Source organism: Solwaraspora sp. WMMA2065 (assembly GCF_030345075.1).
Lineage (GTDB): Bacteria > Actinomycetota > Actinomycetes > Mycobacteriales > Micromonosporaceae > Micromonospora_E.
On the sequence record NZ_CP128361.1, the window covers coordinates 3,603,962 to 3,621,461 of the forward strand.

Here is a 17,500-nt window from a genome sequence, read left to right on the forward strand (position 1 = left end):
GTCAGCGGTGCAGGTCGGCGGTGAAGAACCGGGTCAGCGGCTGGATGTGCCGGTCCGGTCGACGCCACTCGGCCAGCAGGTCCTCCAGCAGGTGCAGCTCCTCGACGAGTTCGCCGCCCCGGTAGCGGCGCACCACCGGGTGGATGAAGGCGCTCTCGGACGCCCGGTCGGGCTGCGGGTGACGTTCGATCGAGAAGACGTCCGGGTAGTCGTCCCGCCCCCAGCGCAGCCCGAACGTGTAGTAGTGGCTCTCGCTGCCGAATCGGCGTACCGCGTAGTCCTCCGGCAGGTCGTGGTAGTGCCGGACGTGACCGGTTGCCTGGTCGACGACCAGGGCGTCGACCAGGAACTCGAACTGGGTCCACAGCGCCGAGCTCCAGTTGACCCGGTCCAGCACCGCCCGGGTCAACGAGTCCGGGTCGGCGGAGACCTTGTCGAAGCCCAGCGGCGCAGCCTCGTACCGCTCGCGCAGCAGCGCGGTCAGGGTCCGCAGGTTGTACCGGAACCCGTCGATGAATGCCGAGGACGCCTTCTTGAAGTCGCGGTCCTGGGCCACGGTGCCGGCGAAGTAGAGGCCGTCGACGTCGACCGACTGCCAGTCCGGGTCGGTGGCCGGCATCCGGCCGCTGGGGACCAGCTTCGGACTGGCGCTGGCACCGAAGATCGAGGTGTCCATGGCGAAGCCGGTGCAGCGCAGCACCGACTCGTACTCCATCACCGCGGTCTCGCCGTCGGCGTGGGTGTAGGTGAGGTGCACCTCGTAGCGGTCGCCGACCGGGCGGATCTCGTCGACCACGCAGTCCAGTACCGAGTGCAGCGTCTTGAACTGGTAGCTGTCCAGCACCGCGCCGTGATGGCCGCGTACGTCCCCGGGGTGTTTGGTGTTCCAGGCCAGCCGCATCGGCCGAGGGCTGGCCAGGTGCACCATGGATGCGTGGCCGAGGATCGCCGAGGCCGTTTCGAACGCCGAGTTGCCCTTGCCGAGGATCAGCACCCGGTGGCCGGCGTAGTCCGCCGGGTCGGTGCTCATCGCCTCGTAGCCGACCGCGTGTTCGATACCGGTTACGTCGGGGATGTTCGGCCGGCCCCAGCCGGTGGCCACGACCAGGCACTCGCAGCTGTAGGTCTGGTCACCGGCGGACACCACGAAGCCGTCCTCGGTCTTCTCGACCCGCTCGACGCCGACGCCGTACCGGATCGCCAGCCGGTGGTGCCGGGCGAAGTCGGCCAGGTAGCGGACCAGGTCGTCGGCGCTCGGGTAGTACTCCCGGCTGTAGTCGGAGAAGGGCAGTTCGAACGGCTCGTGCAGCAGCGAGTTCCAGTCCCAGCGGAGTCGGATCTCCGGGTCGGCGCTGACGGTGTGCACCTTGTTCAGCGAGATCAGGCCGCGGTGTCTAGGGAACCGCCGGAAGAACTCCCCGGGACCATCGGATCGCTCCAGTGTGAGGTAGTCGCTGCCGGCCTGCTGCAGGTAGTAGCTGAGCTGTAGCCCGGCCGGGCCGGCGCCGACGATCAGATACCGGTGGTGGGTGGTCGCGGGCGGCACGTCGGTCATGGATCTCTCCCCGGTCGGAATATCCATGACTTTTTATGATAAATGCGCATAGGTCAATCGGTCATACGGATCATCGACGACCGACCGAGGGGCGGTTGCGCGACCCGGTCGGCAATCCGATCTCCGTGCCGTGGTGGACGTCCCGGGGCACCCGGAAACCCGGCCGTGGTGGACAGGCCGGGCACCCGGGATCGCCGCAGCGGCCGAGGTCAGGCCGCCTGGGTCGCCGGCTCGCGCCGGCCGCTGACCTTCGCCGGCGGCATCGGGCCGCCCTTCGCGGTGCCGGACATCTCGTCACCGTCGACCACGACGTCGAACACCAGATTCATCCGGATCGGCTTGGTGATCGACTGGAACCAGGACAGCCGGTCGTCGGCCACCTGCAGGTCCTGCAGTACCAGTTCCTCCTTCTCCCCACGGGAGATCCCCTGCAGCACACCGTCCTTGGTGAACAGTTCGAGCACGGTGTGCCGGGTACCAAGCGGGGTGGCCACGGCAACCTTCCAGAATCCCTCGACAGACACGACGGCTCCTTCTCTGCGCGGTGAGCCGGACAGCCGACCGAAATACGACGGTGCACGGTGTCCGGATGACGCGTCATGCGACACCTCACTCAGGCTAGCCAGCTCCTGTCGCCGAGGGTTTCGCAATATTGCCGTCTTTCCAGCCGATCGGATCGGCGACGGATTGTGACAGATCCCAGAATGCAGCGAATCACCGGAGGCAATGTGAAAGAAGCGCTGCACCGTACGGCCGTCGGACGATGATCCCGGTGGCCGACCGTGCCGCGCGGCCTCCCCATCTCCACCCACCCTCGGCTTCAGGAGGATCCCCCGGCGAGCCGGGAGCTGCGAGAGCTCCCGTTCACCGCACGCCATTCCCGGAAATTCATCGGATCGGCGTTGCGGCAACGATGTCCGCCCTGTCAACTCCGTCGGCCTGGACAACAGCCGATGGTTCCCGCAGTAAGGAGACCAGACCGTGCTGGGTCAACGCCTGCGCTCGATCAGCCCCGGGATAACGGCGATCTTACTTCTCGTCGTGATGTTCTTCATCATCGATGCTCGCGTGTCGGTGGCCGGCGCTGACGAGGTTGCCCAAAAGTACCGGTTCACCGAGCTTGAGATCGACTATCCGGAAGGTTACGACCAACTACCTAAACGGAACATCCGTGAGGTCAACGAGTCGTACCACAAGATCCGGTCCTGGATCTCCTCGGTGGGCGCGAGCATCGCCGTCAACGACCTGACCGGCCACGGGGTGGCCAACAGCTTGTGCTTCGTCGACGTGCGGACCAACGAGGTGGTGGTCACCTACGCGCCGACCGCACCGGCCGCCGACCGGTTCGAGCCGTTCCTGCTCGACCCGGCGCCGCTGCCGATCGACCACACGATGGCGCCGATGGGCTGCGTGCCGGGTGACTACAACCTGGACGGCCGGATGGACATCATGGTGACCTACTGGGGCCGGGTGCCGATCCTGTTCCTGCGCAAGGCCGGAACCGAGCTGCCCGCCAACGACGCGTACCACCGGCAGGAGATCCTGCCGCAGGACTCGCCGGACGGCCGCTACCACGGGCCGAAGTGGCACACCAACGCGGCCACGGTCAACGACTTCGACGGTGACGGCAAGCCGGACGTGGTGATTGGCAACTACTTCCCCGAGTCCGATGTGCTCGCCCCGGACGGCCAGGACAACGTCGAGATGAACGACTCGCTCTCCACCGCGACCAACGGCGGCGGGCTGCAGGTGCTGCGCTGGCACGCGGCGACCGCCGGCGAGACGCCGTCGGTGACCTTCGTGCCGGAGCGCGGTGCGGTCCCGTTCGCCAAGAGCACCGGCTGGACCCTGGCGCTGAGCTCCGCTGACCTGACCGGTCGCGGCCTGCCGGACATGTACGTCGCGAACGACTTCACCTTCGACGCCCTGCTGCACAACGTCTCCCGGCCCGGTCAGATCAAGTTCGAGGCGGTGTACGGCGAGCGCAGCCACGGTACGCCGAAGTCGTTCCAGCTGGGCAAGGACTCGTTCAAGGGGATGGGCGTCGACTTCGGCGACCTGGACGCGAACGGCAGCTTCGACATGGTGGTCTCCAACATCACCACCGCCTGGGGGTTGGAGGAGAGCAACTTCGTCTGGGTGAACCAGGCCGGCTCCGAGGAGGAGGCCCTGCAGAGTCTCTCCGCCGGTACTGCGCCGTTCATCCAGCAGGCCCGGCCGCTCGGCCTGGCCTGGAGCGGCTGGGGCTGGGACGTGAAGTTCGCCGACTTCCGCAACGACGGTGACCTGGAGGTCGTGCAGACGCTCGGCTTCGTCAAGGGCGACATCGACCGGTGGCCGTGGCTGCAGGAGATGGCGATGTCCAACGACAACCTGCTCTCCAACCCGGCGATGTGGCCGAACATGCAGCCCGGCGACGACATCGCCGGTGACCAGCCGCTCGCCTTCTTCGCCCGGACCGACAGCGGCGAGTTCACCAACATCACCGAGCAGCTCGGCCTGGACGTGCCGATCCCGACCCGCGGCATCGCCACCGCCGACACCCGGGCGACCGGCGCGCTCGACCTGGCCGTAGCCCGGCAGTGGGCCGCCCCGGCGTTCTACACCAACGAGGCACCGGACCTCGGCGACTACCTCAACCTGCGGCTGTACCGGCCGACGCTGGACGGCACCGACGCCGACCTGCCCGGTACGCCGGCCTACGGCGCCACCGTCACGGTCACCACCGCAGACGGACGCCGGCAGGTCTCCCAGCTCGACGGCGGCAGTGGCCACGGCGGCAAACGCAGCTTCGATGTCCACCTCGGACTCGGAGACGCCACCGGCCCGGTCACCGTCGACCTGCGCTGGCGTGACCTCGACGGCGATCTGCACAGCACCACTCAGCAGCTGTCGGCCGGCACGCACACCCTCGTGCTGACCGACCGTGTCCAGGAGGTTCCGAACCGATGACCACGACCGCCGAACGCCAACAGACCGTCGGCACGACGACGGCCCCCGCCGGTCCACCCGCGCCGGCGGCGAAGGAGCCGGACCGCCGCTACCTGGCGCTGCGCAACTTCGCCATCTCGATGACCGTGTTCAACATCCTCGGGTACACCGTCCTGGGCTTCGAGCAGCCGTGGCTGTGGCCGATCCTGGCGGTGCTGGTGGGCTACGCCACCGAGCTGGTCTTCGAGACCTTCAGCGCCCGGATGCAGCAGCGGGCACCCCGGTACACCGGGCGCGGCGGACGCGGCATGTACGAGTTCCTGCTGCCCGCCCACATCACCGCGCTGGCCTGCAACATGCTGCTGTACGCCAACGACATGTTCCTGCCGATCGCGTTCGCGGTGATCGTCGGGGTCACCGGCAAGTACGTCTTCCAGGCCCCGGTGTACGGCCGGATGCGGCACTACATGAACCCGTCCAACCTGGGCATCACCGTGGCCCTGGTCTGCTTCGGCTCGTGGATCTCGATCGCCCCGCCGTACCAGTTCACCGAGGGTGCCAACACCTTCTTCCGGATCATGATCCCGATCATCATCGTCACCGCCGGTACGGTGATCAACGCCATGCTGACCCGCAAGGTGGCGTTGATCGTCGGCTGGCTGGGCGGCTTCGCCATCCAGGCGCTGCTGCGGCACTGGATCTGGGACGTGGCACTGTTCTCGGCGCTCGGCGTGATGGCCGGGGTGGCGTTCGTGCTGTTCACCAACTACATGATCACCGACCCGGGGACCACCCCGGTCAAGCCGATCCACCAGTTCATGTTCGGGTCGTCGGTGGCCATGGTCTACGGCGTACTGATGCTGTTCAACGTCGTCTACACGCTGTTCTTCGCCGTCGTCGTGGTCTGCGGCGCCCGCGGCATCTACTGGTGGATGGTTCACCTGCGTAAGCGCGCCCAGCAGCAGGCGGCGGTGGCACCCGCCCCCGCGCCGGTGGCCGGCGCGACGGCGTGAGGAAAGGTATCTGATGAGTGACCGTATCGCGGTGGTCGGGATCGCCTGCCGGTATCCCGACGCCGACTCCCCCAACCAACTGTGGGAGAACGTGCTCACCGGCCGCCGGGCCTTCCGCCGGCTGCCGGACGAGCGGATGAACCACGAGGACTACTACTCCCCCGACCCGGCCGCGCCGGACCGGTTCTACTCGGCCAAGGCGGCGGTGCTGGAGGGGTTCGAATTCGACCGGGTCAAGTACCGGATCGCCGGCAGCACCTTCCGGTCCACCGACATGACCCACTGGCTGGCCCTGGACACCGTCGCCCGGGCCCTGGCCGACGCCGGCTTCGCCGACGGTGAAGGGCTGCCGGCGGCCAGCACCGGCGTGGTCATCGGCAATACCCTGACCGGTGAGTTCAGCCGGGCGAACCTGCTGCGGCTGCGCTGGCCGTACGTCCGGCGCACGGTCGGCGCGGCCCTGCGCGAGCAGGGCTGGGACGACACCGCGGTGACCGCCTTCCTGGACGATCTGGAGCCGCGCTACAAGGCGCCGTTCCCGCCGATCGACGAGGACACCCTCGCCGGTGGGCTGGCCAACACCATCGCCGGGCGGATTTGCAACCACTTCGACTTCAAGGGCGGCGGGTACACCGTCGACGGTGCCTGCTCGTCGTCGCTGCTGTCGGTCGCCACCGCCTGCAACGCGCTGAGCAACGGCGAGCTGGACGCGGCGGTCGCCGGCGGGGTGGACCTGAGCATCGACCCGTTCGAGGTGATCGGCTTCGCTAAGACCGGCGCGCTGGCCACCGCCGAGATGCGGGTGTACGACCGCAACTCCAACGGCTTCTGGCCCGGTGAGGGCTGCGGCATGCTGGTGCTGATGCGCGACGAGGACGCCGTCGCCCGGGGTCTGCGTCGGCACGCGGTCATCGCCGGCTGGGGCTACTCCTCCGACGGCAAGGGCGGCATCACCCGGCCGGAGGCCAGCGGCCACCGACTGGCGATCCGTCGGGCGTACCAGCGGGCCGGCTTCGGCATCGACTCGGTCGCCTACCTGGAGGGACACGGCACCGGGACGGCCGTCGGTGACGCCACCGAGCTGCGCGCGTTCACCGAGGCCCGCCGAGAGGCGGCCCCGGACGGCGAGCCGGCCGCGATCAGTACGGTCAAGGGCAACTTCGGCCACACCAAGGCCGCCGCCGGGGTGGCCGGCCTGCTCAAGGCGATCCTGGCGGTCCGCCAACAGGTGATCCCGCCGGCCACCGGGCACGTCGAGACCCACCCGGAGCTGGACGTCGAGCAGCCCGCGCTGCGGGTGCCGGCCGCCGCCGAGCTGTGGCCGGCGGACAAGCCGATCCGGGCCGCGGTCTCGTCGATGGGCTTCGGTGGGATCAACGCCCACGTGGTGGTGGAGACCGCCGAGACCAGCCGGCGGACCCGGGTCGGGACCGCGACCACGGCGCTGGTGCGGTCCCGGCAGGACACCGAGCTGCTGCTGTTCGACGCCCGGACCCCGCAGGAGCTCGGCGAACGACTCGCCGGGCTGGCCCCGTGGGTGGCCCGGCTGTCCTACGCCGAACTCGGCGACCTGGCCGCCGCGCTGGCCGGGCAGTTGGCCGGCCAGCCGGTCCGGGCCGCGGTGGTCGCCGGCTCCCCGGAACAGGCCGCCGGCCGGCTCAGCCGGCTGGCGGAGGCGGTCGCCGCCGGTGAGCGTACGGTCATCGACGCCGCCGACGGCGTGTTCCTCGGCGCCGCTGGCGGCAACCCGCGCATCGGGTACCTGTTCCCCGGGCAGGGTGCCGGGCGGCGGGCCGACGGTGGCGCACTGCGTCGCCGGTTCGCCGACGTCGACACGCTGTACCGGACGTACCAGCCACCGGCCGGTGCCGACCTGGTGGCCACGGCGGTCGCCCAGCCACGGATCGTCACCGGATCTGTCGCCGGTCTGCGGGTGCTGTCCATGGTGGGCATCGAGGCCACCGGTGCCGCCGGGCACAGCCTCGGTGAACTGACCGCGCTGCACTGGGCCGGGGCGATGGATGAGCCGACGCTACTGGCCACGGCCGCCGCCCGAGGCCGGATCATGGCCGACGCCAGCGCCGGTGACGGCACCATGGCCAGCATCTCCGCCGCGCCCGAGGTGGTGCAGCCGCTGCTCGCCGGTACGGCGGTGGTGATCGCCGGCTACAACAGCCCGCAGCAGACCGTGGTCTCCGGCCCAGTCGCCGCAGTCGAGCAGGTCGGTGCCCGAGCCGAACGGCAGGGCCTGTTCTGGACCCGGATCGCCGTGTCGCACGCCTTCCACTCCGAGGCGGTCGCCCCGGCCGCGGTGGCGTTCGGTGAACACCTGGCCGGTCAGTCGTTCACCCCGCTGGCCAGGTCGATGGTCTCCACCGTCACCGGTGAGCCGCTGCCGGCCGACACCGACGTCGTCGACCTGCTGCGCCGGCAGGTGCTCGACCCGGTGCGGTTCACCCAGGCGGTGAGCCGGCTCGCCGAGACCAGTGACCTGCTGCTGGAGATCGGTCCGGGTCGGATCCTGCGCGGCCTGGCCGGCGAGATCGCCCCGGACGTGCCGACGATCTCGCTGGAGACCGACAGCTTGTCGCTGTCCGGGCTGCTCAACGCCGTCGGGGCCGCGTACGCGCTGGGCGCGGTGATCGACCACGATGCGTTGTTTCAGGGCCGGTTCACCCGACCGCTGGAACCCGGTCGGCCGCTGCGCTTCCTCGCCAGCCCGGCCGAGTCGGCCCCGGCCGGCGACTTCGCCGTCGCCCGGCAGGCCGGAGCCCAGCCGGCCGATCACGCCGCGGGATCCGCGAACAGCTCCCGGGACCAGGCGGCGGGGCGCTCCGGTGCGGACAGTCTCGAGGTGCTCCGTCGGCTCGCCGCCGAACGGGCCGAGCTGCCGCTGGATGCGGTACGCCCGGACAGCCGGCCCCTCGACGAGCTGCATCTGAGCTCGATCACCGTCGGGCAGATCGTCAACCAGGCGGCCCGCGAACTCGACGTACCGGCGCCGACGCTGACCTCCAGCTACGCCACCGCTACGGTCGCCGAGATCGCGCAGATCCTCGACGACGCCGCCGGTGCCGCACCGGCCGGCGACGACGCGGAGCCGGTCGTCGCCGGTGTGGCTCCCTGGGTCCGGGCGTTCGCCGTGGACCTGGTGCCCACCGGGGTCGCCCCGTTCGCCGGGTCGGGTGTCGACGGCGACTGGCAGGTCTTCACCGCCGGTCACAACCCGCTCGCCGAGCCACTGGCGGCAGCGCTGGGCACGGCCGGGGTGGGCGACGGAGTGCTGCTCTGTCTGCCCCGCGACGGCCAGCCGGAGCATGTCCCGGTGCTGCTGCGGGCCGCCCGCGCGGCGCTGTCCGCCGGCGGGCCGGTCCGGTTCGTCGCGGTCGGTGACCGGCGGTCCGCCGCCGGTCTGGCCAAGACGCTGCACCAGGAGCATCCGGATATCGACACCACGGTGGTGCTGCTGCCGTTGCCGGAGTACCCGACGGTCGACGACGATCCGGCGGACCGCGCCGAGGGGCGCGACGAGTTGGTGCGCCGGCTCGTCGCCGACGTCGGTGCGACGACCGGGTTCAGCGAGGTGCACTACGACGCCGCCGGTGAGCGGTATGAACCGGTGCTGCGGCCGATCCAGCTGCCACCCAACGGCGGTGCCGGGATCGGCCCGGACGACGTGCTGCTGGTCACCGGCGGCGGCAAGGGCATCACCGCCGAGTGCGCCTTGGCGCTGGGCCGGGACACCGGCACCGCCGTCGGCCTGCTCGGCCGCTCCGACCCGGCCGACGACGCCGAACTGGCCGCCAACCTTGACCGGTTGCGGGCCGCCGGTGTCCGGTTCCACTACGCCCGGGCCGACATCACCGCAGTGGACCAGGTGAAGGCGGCGGTGAACGCCGTCGAGCAGGCGCTCGGCCAGGTCACCGGGGTGCTGCACGGAGCCGGACGCAACGAGCCGACACCGGTGGCCGCGCTCGACGAGGCCGCTTTCCGCCGTACCCTGGCTCCGAAGATCGACGGCCTGGACGCGGTGCTCGCCGCGACCGACCCGCAGGCGCTGCGGCTGCTGATCACCTTCGGCAGCATCATCGGCCGGGCCGGGCTGCGCGGCGAGGCGCACTACGCCACCGCCAACGACTGGATGACCGACCTGACCCGCAAGGTCGGCGAGGACCACCCGCACATCCGCTGCCTCGCCCTGGAATGGTCGGTGTGGTCGGGTGCCGGGATGGGTGAACGGCTCGGGGTGCTGGAGTCGCTGACCCGCGACGGCATCTCCCCGATCCCGGTCGAGGACGGCATCGCGATCCTCAAGGAGGTGCTGGCCAGCCCGTCCGCGCCGCAGGCGATGGTGGTGATGAGCCGCTCCGACGGGCTGCCGACGGTCACCATGGAGCGGCGGGAGCTGCCGCTGCTGCGCTTCGTCGACCGGCCCCAGGTTCACTACCCGGGCGTCGAGCTCATCGTCGACGCCGACCTGACCGCCGACGACGACCTCTACCTGCCGGACCACCTGCTCGACGGGGACCTGCTGCTGCCGGCGGTGCTCGGCATGGAGGCGATGGCCCAGGCGGCGCGGGCGCTGACCGGGCGGATCGAGACGCCGGTGCTGGAGAACGTCGAACTGCTCCGGCCGATCGTGGTCCCGCCGGACGGCAGCAACACCATCCGGATCGCGGTGCTCGCCGCGCCGGACGGTGCCGTCGACGCAGTGGTCCGCAGCAGCGACACCGGGTTCGCGGCCGATCATTTCCGGGCCAGGCTGCGCTACGACCTGCCGGCCCGGCCCGAGGTACGGCCGGCGACCGCGGCCACCGAGCTGCTGCCCATCGACCCGGCCAGTGAGCTGTACGGGCCGGTGCTGTTCCAGGGGTCGCGGTTCCAGCGGCTGCAGGGCTATCTGGATCTGGCCGCCACCAGCTGCGTGGCGCGGGTGTCGAACCGGTCGGTGGCGCCATGGTTCGCCCGGTTCCGGCCGGGCGAGCTGGTGCTCGGCGACCCCGGCACCCGGGACACGGTGATGCACGCCCTGCAGTGCTGCGTCCCGGACGCCACGCTGCTGCCGGGGGCGATCGAACGGCTGCACCTGGCCGACGCGAAGGTCGCCGCCACCCTGGACAGCGTCACCATCCACGCGCTGGAACGGTCCCGGGAGGGCGACACATACCTGTACGACGTGGACGTCTGTGACCCGGACGGCAACCTCGTCGAACGGTGGGTGGGGCTGCGGCTGCACGCCGTACGCAAGCTGGACGGTTCCGGTCCGTGGCTCCCGGCGCTGGTCGGGCCCTACTTGGAGCGACGGGTCGGCGCGTTCCTGCCGACCGACCTGCGGGTGGTGGTCCGCCCGGACGACCCGCAAGCTACCGAGGTGGCCGACCGGCGGGAGCAGACCCGCAAGGCGGTCAGCTGGGCGCTGGGCGGCGACGCGCAGGTGCGCTACCGGCCGGACGGCAAACCGGAGGTCACCGGCGGGCCGCAGATCTCGGCGTCGCACGGCGCCGGGGTGACCGTGGCGGTCACCGGACCGGCGGCGGTCGGCTGCGACGTCGAGGTGGCCGCCGGCCGCTCCGACGAGGAGTGGGCCGATCTGCTCGGCGCGGAGAACCTGGCGCTGGCCAGGCTGGTCGCCCGGGAACACGGCGAGGAGTTGTCGGTGTCGGCGACCCGGGTGTGGGGCGCCGTCGAGTGTCTGCGCAAGAACGGCCACGCGCGGGTCGACCTGGCCGCCGAGCCGAACGCACCGGCCGGCTGGGTGGCGTTGCGATCCGGAACCACCCGGATCGCCACCTTCACCACCGCGCTGCAGGGCGTCGACGACCCGGTGGTCTTCGCGATGTCCGCCGACGGAGGCAGGTGAGTCATGGAGTCCTACTACGAGTACCGGCACCTGGTGGGTTTCGAGGAGACCAACCTGGTGGGCAACGTCTACTACGTCAACTATCTGCGCTGGCAGGGCCGGTGCCGGGAGATGTTCCTGCGGGACCGCGCGCCGGAGGTGCTGGCCGACATCCGGGACGATCTCAAGCTGTTCACCCTCAAGTGCGAGTGTGAGTTCTTTGCCGAGATCAGCGCCTTCGACGAGCTGTCGATCCGGATGCGGTTGGAGGACCTGACCCAGACCCAGATCGGCTTCGCGTTCGACTACGTCCGGCTGCGCGACGGCTTCGAGGAGCTGGTCGCCCGCGGCCGGCAGCGGATCGCGTGCATGCGCGGGCCGAACACCGACACCCGCCCGGCCCGGGTGCCGGATCCGCTGCGGATCGCGCTGTCGCACTACGCCGTCACCGGCGGCAACGGTAACGGCAACGGGCAGCGCCGGGTGCTCGAAGACGTCAGGGAGGGCTGACCGTGGCTACCGACAAGCAGACCGTGCCGGGCGTCGCAACGGCCGGATCCGCCGGATCCAACGGTACGGTCGGGGCGGCCGGATCCAACGGTACGGGCAAGGGTGACCACGCCGAGCTGCGCACCGTGATGGGGATGTTCGCCACCGGCGTCACCCTGGTGACGTCCGGGACCGACCTGCCGCACGGGATGACCGCGAACGCGTTCTCCTCGGTATCGCTGGAGCCGGCGTTGGTGCTGGTGTGCGTCAAGCGCACCGCGGTGCTGCACGCGACGGTCCTGGCCCAGGGCACCTTCGCGGTGTCGATCCTGGGTGCCGACCAGGAAGGGCTGGCCCGCTACTTCGCCAGCTCGTCGCGGCCGCGCGACGAGCGGGAGTTCGAGACGGTCGACCACTGGGCGGGGCGGCACACCGGCGCACCGATCATCTCCGGCAGCCTGGCCTGGGTGGAGTGCAAGCTGGCCGCCGTCTACGACGGCGGCGACCACTCCATCTTCCTCGGCTCGGTGCTGGGCACCGGCCGCGGTGACGGCCACGACGCGTTGCTGTTCCACGGTGGCCGGTTCGTCGAGGTCGCCGGCCGAGGCTGACCCGACCCGCCACCCGACCGGGCGGTCCCGCTGTGCGCGGGACCGCCCGGTCCTTCGTGGTGGAGTCGCAGTCGCCTCGGACTCGTCGCAGTTCGCCTCGGACGCCCGGTGGACCGTCGCGGGCCGGACACGACGCAGCCGGCGCTCGCAGATGCGAGCGCCGGCTGTGTCAGGTGGGTGGGCCGGTCAGGCCTCGTGGACCCGCATCGGCAGGCCGCCCCGGACCCGCAGGGTCAGCATCGGTTCCGGAACCAGGCGGTAGCCGGGCTGCACCGACATCCGCAGCCGACGCGCCACGCAGGCGATAACGAACACCGCCTCCATCAGCCCCAGGTTGTTGCCGACGCAGAAGCGCGGGCCGGCGCCGAACGGGATGTACGCGTACCGGGGCCGGTCGGTGCTGCGGTCGGGGTCGAACCGGTCCGGGTCGAACCGGTCCGGATGCGCCCAGAAATCCGGATGCCGGTGCAGGGTGTACGGGCAGAGCACCAGGTCAGCGCCGGCCGGCACATGGTAGCCACCGACCACGTCGTCGCCCTGGGCGATCCGGGGCAGCAGCCAGACCGGCGGGTAGAGCCGCATCACCTCGTCGACGACCATCGCGGTGTACCGCAGCCGGTGCAGGTCCTCGTAGACCGGTGTCCGGTCGCCGAGCACCTCGACCGCTTCGGCGTGCACCCGCTCCCAGACGTCGTGATGCCGGTCGAGCAGATGGAACGCCCAGGTCAAGGTGCTGGCGGTGGTCTCGTGACCGGCCAGCAGCAGGGTCACCAGCTCGTCGCGCATCCGCTGCCGGGCGACCTGCGGATCGGCTTCCTCGTTGGTCGATCCGATCAGCCGGGACACCACATCGTCGCGTTCGGCGATGCCGCCGGCCGCCCGCCGCCGGGCAACCAGCTGGTCGACGACGTCCTGCAGCTCGGCGCGGGCCCGGCGGAACCGCCGCTGCCGGGGCAACGGCACCCAGGTCGGCACCGCGCCCAGCGACATCATCTCGAAGATGGCCTGGTCCTGGACGGCTTCGAACGCGTCGCCGATGCCGCCGAACTCACCCAGGTCGGTGTCGAGCAGGGTCCGGCCCAGCACCCCGAGGGTCAGGTCGGTCATCTCGTGACGGATGTCGACCGGTTCGTCGCGGCCGACCATGGTGTGCAGCCGGTCGGCCAGCCCGACCGCCTCCTCGGCGATCGCGCCGGCCTGCCGGGCGATGCGCCGGGCCTGGAACACCGGCTGGATCGTCTTGCGCTGCTTGCGCCACAGCTCACCCTCGCTGGTCAGCAGGCCGTCACCGAGGGTACGGCGGGCGTGGACCAGCCCGATCCCCTTGTGGTAGTTGCCCGGGTTCTCAGCGAGCACGTGCTTGGCGTGGTCGGGGTGGTTGAAGAAGTACAGGGTCTTCGGCCCCAGCGGCAGCCGGACGGCGTCGCCGTAGCGGGCCGACACCGACCGCATCACATCCAACCGGTTACGGGCCATCCGGGCCAGCAGGGCCGGTGCCGACCAGGGTGACGGCCCGGGGGGACGCAGCCGGCTGGGCTGGTCGGCGAGCGCCGTCACGGCTGCGCCCCGACGTCGGCGCGGAACCGTGCGGCAATCGCACACCGCCAGATCTCGTACGCCGGCAGGTCGGACTCCGCCGTGACGGGCGGGATCTCCTCGTCGGTGATCCGGGCCGCTTCGACCGCACCGGTGCGGCAGAACACCTCGGTGGCCAGCTCGGTGTGCGGCATCAGCAGCCCGGCGCGGACCCGGGCCTGGGCTGCGAACGCGCTGGCCTGGGCGACGAACGGGGCATGGTCGCCGGAGCGGCGCAGGAACAGGGCAAGCTCCTCCTCGGTGGCGCCGCCGGCGTACGTCGCGGCCAGGCCGGCGCCGCTGTACAGGTCCTGGTGCCGGGCGACGGGGAACGCGTCGATCAGGTCCGCGGCGCGCGTCGGGTCGGAGCCGGCGACGAACCAGATGGCCCGGCCGATGCCCTGGTCCACGACGCGGTCGGCGTACCACGTCGGGCCTTCCGACGGCCAGGGGAAGCCGCGCACCGTCCGCCGGTTGACGACGTACTCGGCGGTGTGGAAGTACGCCTGGTGGAAGCCGTACCCGTCGAGCACCAGCCAGCGCAGCAACGGGTCGGTCGCGGCGGCGCTGGCCCGGCCCCAGAGGAACCGGGGCAGTCGGGCCATCGCCCAGCCGATGCCGACGTACGCCATGTAGACGTGCCGGTCGCCGGTCCCGGCGAGGAACTCGGCGCTGCGCCGGGGTTTCCCCGGGGTGATCGCGTCGACCAGGGCGAAGCCCATCGCCGCGCCCTCGTAGGCGAACCCCTGGAAGCGGGTCGGCAGCGGAGCGAGGTCGGTGTCGACGTCGGTGACCCGCCGAGCACCGGCGGCTGAGGAGAGCCCGGCGAGGAACGAGGCACCGACGGATTCCAGAACCTCAACTGCTTCCGGCCCTTTGTCGTGGAAGCCACGAACGGATACCCGGGTCTGCGAAATGTCAGGGGTCAGGACCCGTTGCCGGAGCCCTCGGATGATTCCGGTCACCTATCGCTCCCATTCATCCAGATCAGACAAGCATCATCATTGATCGTGCCGGTGCGACAGTGCGGACGCCACTTCCCGATTGCCCTGTGACCTGCAGCTAAGTAGCGTCAACAACGGCACTATGAGAGAAGACCACCGTCGCTCGCCGGGGCACGATCAGACCGGACCGACACCAACGAAATTGTCGTACGACACATCGAGCGACAACCTGTACGGGCACTCCACGCCGGTACGGGAGATTTGTTTTGCTCAGGCGCCGTTATCGGCCCGGTCGGCGGACGATATCCGACCATGGCGCATGGGTGGATTCCAGAAATGGAGGAGACCGATGTTGGTCCTGGTCACCGGCGGCACCGGATTCGTCGGCGCGCACACGGTCGCGGCCACCCTCGCCGCCGGCCATCGGGTCCGGGTGCTGGCCCGCGACCCCGCCGGGGTGTCCCGGGCCATGGCGCCGTTGGGAGTGCCCGAGACAGCGGTCGACGTGGTGCTCGGCGACGTCACCGACGCGGTCGCAGTCGACCGGGCGGTCCGGGACACGGACGCGGTGGTGCACGCCGCATCGGTCTACTCGTTCGACAGCCGGCGGCACGCCGCGACCCGGCGGACCAACGTACGCGGAACCGAGCTGGTGCTGGCGGCGGCGCGTAACCATGGGGTGGCCCGTACGGTGTACGTGTCCACGGTGGGCGCGTTGCTGCCGGCGGCCGGCTCGCCGCTCGATCCGAGCGCTGCGCACGGCCCGAGTTCGCTGCTCGGCCCGCGCTCGCCGGTCGGCACCGCCAGCGAGCCCTACCTGGCCAGCAAGGCGGCGGCGGAACGGGTCGCCCGCCGACACCAGGAGCAGGGCGCGCCGGTGGTGATCAGTTACCCGCCGGCGCTGCTCGGTCCGGACGACCCGAAGGTCGGCGACCAGACCGCCCGGCTGCGGTACGTGCTGCGCGGCATGATGCCGGTCTGGCCAACCGGCGGTTTCCCGGCCGGCGACGTCCGCGACACCGCCGCCCTGCACGCGGCGCTGCTCACCGCGCCGAGCGACGGCCTGGACCGGCACTTCGGGCCGGGACGGTACGTCAGCACCCGCGACTACGTGGCCACCGTCCGCGCGGTGACCGGGCGACGGCTGCCGACGGTGTTCCTGCCGGCCCGGGCGATGTTGCCGTTCGCCCGGCTCACCGACCTGGTGCAGCGGGTCTGGCCGTGGCACATCCCGGCTGAGTACGGCGCCTGCTACGTCTGCGCCTGCGCGGCGCACCCGCCGCAGGAGGAGCCGTTGGTCGGGCCGCCCGCCCGTCCGTTCAGCCGAACGGTCGCCGACACGGTGCGCTGGCTGCACCGGACCGGGCGGCTCTCCGCCGGGCAGGCCGGACGGGCGTCGACCGACCCGGCCGGACGGCCATTGCCCGACCGACAGTGATCCGCCGTGGCGACACGGCCGTACCAGGGAGGCAAGCATGTCCGAAAGCGACTCCGTCCGCGCCGAGTCGGGTGTCTCGGGCGCCGGGCCGGATCCCGCCGGGCCGATTCCGACCGGACCGGCTGCGGCCGGGTACCGGCAGGTCCGCCGGAACGTGACCGAGCTGCTCACCGCGGGTCCGCCGGACCTGGCTGCGGCCGTACCCGGCTGCCCGGACTGGAGCATCGCGGACCTGGCCAGCCACCTGGTCCAGGTCTGTGCCCGGGTGTATGAGCGGATCGCCGCGGGTGAGACGGCGACGGAAGGCACCGGCGGCGGACCGACGCCGGCCGGCATCCAGTTCTCACTGCTGCCGTCGGACCGCGCGACCGCACCGCTGCCGGCCGGTGGGATCGGCGAGCTCCTCGACGACTGGACGCGGTTGAGCGGGCCGGTCGAGCAGTTCCTCGGCGAACCGTTCACCGTCCGACGGGGCATTCTCGTAATGGACGCGTTCACCCACGAGTTGGATCTACGCCGGGCGCTCGGGGTGGATCCGCCGGCACCGCAGCACCCGGCGCTGCCGATAGCGATGGGCATCTTGGCGAAAGGACTATCGCTGTCGACCCGCAACCGCGGCCTGCCGGCGCTGCGGGTGGAGACCGACCTCGGCCAGTGGCCGATCGGCGAGGGTGCGCCCGCGGCCACCGTCGCCGGCTCCTGGCACGACGTCTACCAGGCGATGTCCGGCCGGTTGACCGAGGAACGGATCCGCGCGCTGCGCTGGAGCGCGGACCCGGCACCGTGGCTCGCGGCGTTCACCTGGGGACCGTTCGTCGTCCCCGTCCGCTGACGTCACCGCCCGACGTCGCTGGCCGAGGTCGCTGGCCGCTGACACCACCGCCAGGGGCCGTTGCCTCGCCGGCGAACGCAGTGTCACCGCACCGGGTCGGGGGTACTCGTTGAGCTTGATGCCGCAGGTGCATTCTGATGCGCCTGCGGCATCACGTCTTCAGAAGCACCGACGGAAGACGTCGCTGCGGATCCCTCGACCCCGCAGTCGGAAGCACATGTATCGACGTCGCCCGGCCGGCAGCGTGCGCCACCGGCCGGGTGAGGGCAGACC

11 protein-coding genes are annotated in these 17,500 nt (G+C 71.1%); 7 read left to right on the top strand and 4 right to left on the bottom strand.

The window, feature by feature from the left end; all coding sequences use genetic code 11:
* Nucleotide 1: 1 nt before the first annotated feature.
* Both O7610_RS16355 and O7610_RS16360 read right to left on the bottom strand, forming a co-directional pair.
* Complete coding sequence (locus O7610_RS16355; protein WP_281551607.1) at nucleotides 2–1,555, bottom strand: NAD(P)-binding domain-containing protein; 1,554 nt, start codon at nucleotides 1,553–1,555, stop codon at nucleotides 2–4.
* Between the two features lie 209 nt (nucleotides 1,556–1,764).
* On the bottom strand, nucleotides 1,765–2,079 hold the full coding sequence (locus tag O7610_RS16360) for a hypothetical protein (protein WP_281551608.1): 315 nt from the start codon (nucleotides 2,077–2,079) through the stop codon (nucleotides 1,765–1,767).
* 520 nt (nucleotides 2,080–2,599) lie between these two features.
* On the opposite strand from O7610_RS16360, the gene O7610_RS16365 reads away from it, so the two are divergent.
* The 5 genes from O7610_RS16365 to O7610_RS16385 all read left to right on the top strand — a co-directional run bounded on the left by O7610_RS16365 (nucleotide 2,600) and on the right by O7610_RS16385 (nucleotide 12,438).
* Nucleotides 2,600–4,507, top strand: coding sequence for a CRTAC1 family protein (locus tag O7610_RS16365; protein ID WP_475050155.1), 1,908 nt, complete (start codon nucleotides 2,600–2,602; stop codon nucleotides 4,505–4,507).
* The gene (locus O7610_RS16370) at nucleotides 4,504–5,499 is read left to right on the top strand and encodes an enediyne biosynthesis protein (RefSeq protein ID WP_281551610.1); all 996 of its coding nucleotides are present in this window, start codon (nucleotides 4,504–4,506) and stop codon (nucleotides 5,497–5,499) included. The genes O7610_RS16365 and O7610_RS16370 overlap by 4 nt, the downstream gene beginning before the upstream one ends.
* Before the next feature lie 13 nt (nucleotides 5,500–5,512).
* Nucleotides 5,513–11,359: a type I polyketide synthase gene (locus tag O7610_RS16375; RefSeq protein WP_289211308.1), complete on the top strand. Its 5,847-nt coding sequence runs from the start codon at nucleotides 5,513–5,515 to the stop codon at nucleotides 11,357–11,359.
* A gap of 3 nt (nucleotides 11,360–11,362) precedes the next feature.
* Nucleotides 11,363–11,848, top strand: coding sequence for an acyl-CoA thioesterase (locus O7610_RS16380; protein ID WP_281551612.1), 486 nt, complete (start codon nucleotides 11,363–11,365; stop codon nucleotides 11,846–11,848).
* A gap of 128 nt (nucleotides 11,849–11,976) precedes the next feature.
* Nucleotides 11,977–12,438: a flavin reductase family protein gene (locus O7610_RS16385; protein WP_475050152.1), complete on the top strand. Its 462-nt coding sequence runs from the start codon at nucleotides 11,977–11,979 to the stop codon at nucleotides 12,436–12,438.
* A gap of 186 nt (nucleotides 12,439–12,624) precedes the next feature.
* Here the strand turns inward: O7610_RS16385 and O7610_RS16390 are convergent, their stop codons facing one another.
* Nucleotides 12,625–13,995 (bottom strand): cytochrome P450, encoded by a 1,371-nt coding sequence (locus tag O7610_RS16390; protein ID WP_289211309.1) that lies wholly within the window; start codon nucleotides 13,993–13,995, stop codon nucleotides 12,625–12,627.
* Nucleotides 13,992–14,978 (bottom strand): DUF1702 family protein, encoded by a 987-nt coding sequence (locus tag O7610_RS16395; RefSeq protein WP_281551615.1) that lies wholly within the window; start codon nucleotides 14,976–14,978, stop codon nucleotides 13,992–13,994. Before O7610_RS16395 ends, O7610_RS16390 begins: the two co-directional genes overlap by 4 nt.
* A 328-nt stretch (nucleotides 14,979–15,306) precedes the next feature.
* Here O7610_RS16395 and O7610_RS16400 point away from each other — a divergent pair, with 328 nt between their 5' ends.
* A complete protein-coding gene (locus O7610_RS16400) occupies nucleotides 15,307–16,395 on the top strand; it encodes an NAD-dependent epimerase/dehydratase family protein (protein WP_281551616.1) in 1,089 nt (362 codons plus the stop codon).
* Nucleotides 16,396–16,432: 37 nt separating this feature from the next.
* Nucleotides 16,433–17,227 carry a maleylpyruvate isomerase family mycothiol-dependent enzyme gene (locus O7610_RS16405; RefSeq protein WP_281551617.1) on the top strand — a complete coding sequence of 265 codons (795 nt, stop codon included), beginning with the start codon at nucleotides 16,433–16,435 and terminating at the stop codon, nucleotides 17,225–17,227.
* The last annotated feature ends 273 nt before the right edge of the window (nucleotides 17,228–17,500 follow it).

Excerpts from the sequence above, each read along its gene's own strand:
- O7610_RS16355 (WP_281551607.1), bottom strand. The coding sequence starts at position 1,555 with ATGACCGACGTGCCGCCCGCGACCACCCACCACCGGTATCTGATCGTC.
- O7610_RS16365 (WP_475050155.1), top strand. The coding sequence starts at position 2,600 with ATGTTCTTCATCATCGATGCTCGCGTGTCGGTGGCCGGCGCTGACGAG.
- O7610_RS16370 (WP_281551610.1), top strand. The coding sequence starts at position 4,504 with ATGACCACGACCGCCGAACGCCAACAGACCGTCGGCACGACGACGGCC.
- O7610_RS16375 (WP_289211308.1), top strand. The coding sequence starts at position 5,513 with ATGAGTGACCGTATCGCGGTGGTCGGGATCGCCTGCCGGTATCCCGAC.
- O7610_RS16380 (WP_281551612.1), top strand. The coding sequence starts at position 11,363 with ATGGAGTCCTACTACGAGTACCGGCACCTGGTGGGTTTCGAGGAGACC.
- O7610_RS16385 (WP_475050152.1), top strand. The coding sequence starts at position 11,977 with ATGGGGATGTTCGCCACCGGCGTCACCCTGGTGACGTCCGGGACCGAC.
- O7610_RS16400 (WP_281551616.1), top strand. The coding sequence starts at position 15,307 with ATGTTGGTCCTGGTCACCGGCGGCACCGGATTCGTCGGCGCGCACACG.
- O7610_RS16405 (WP_281551617.1), top strand. The coding sequence starts at position 16,433 with ATGTCCGAAAGCGACTCCGTCCGCGCCGAGTCGGGTGTCTCGGGCGCC.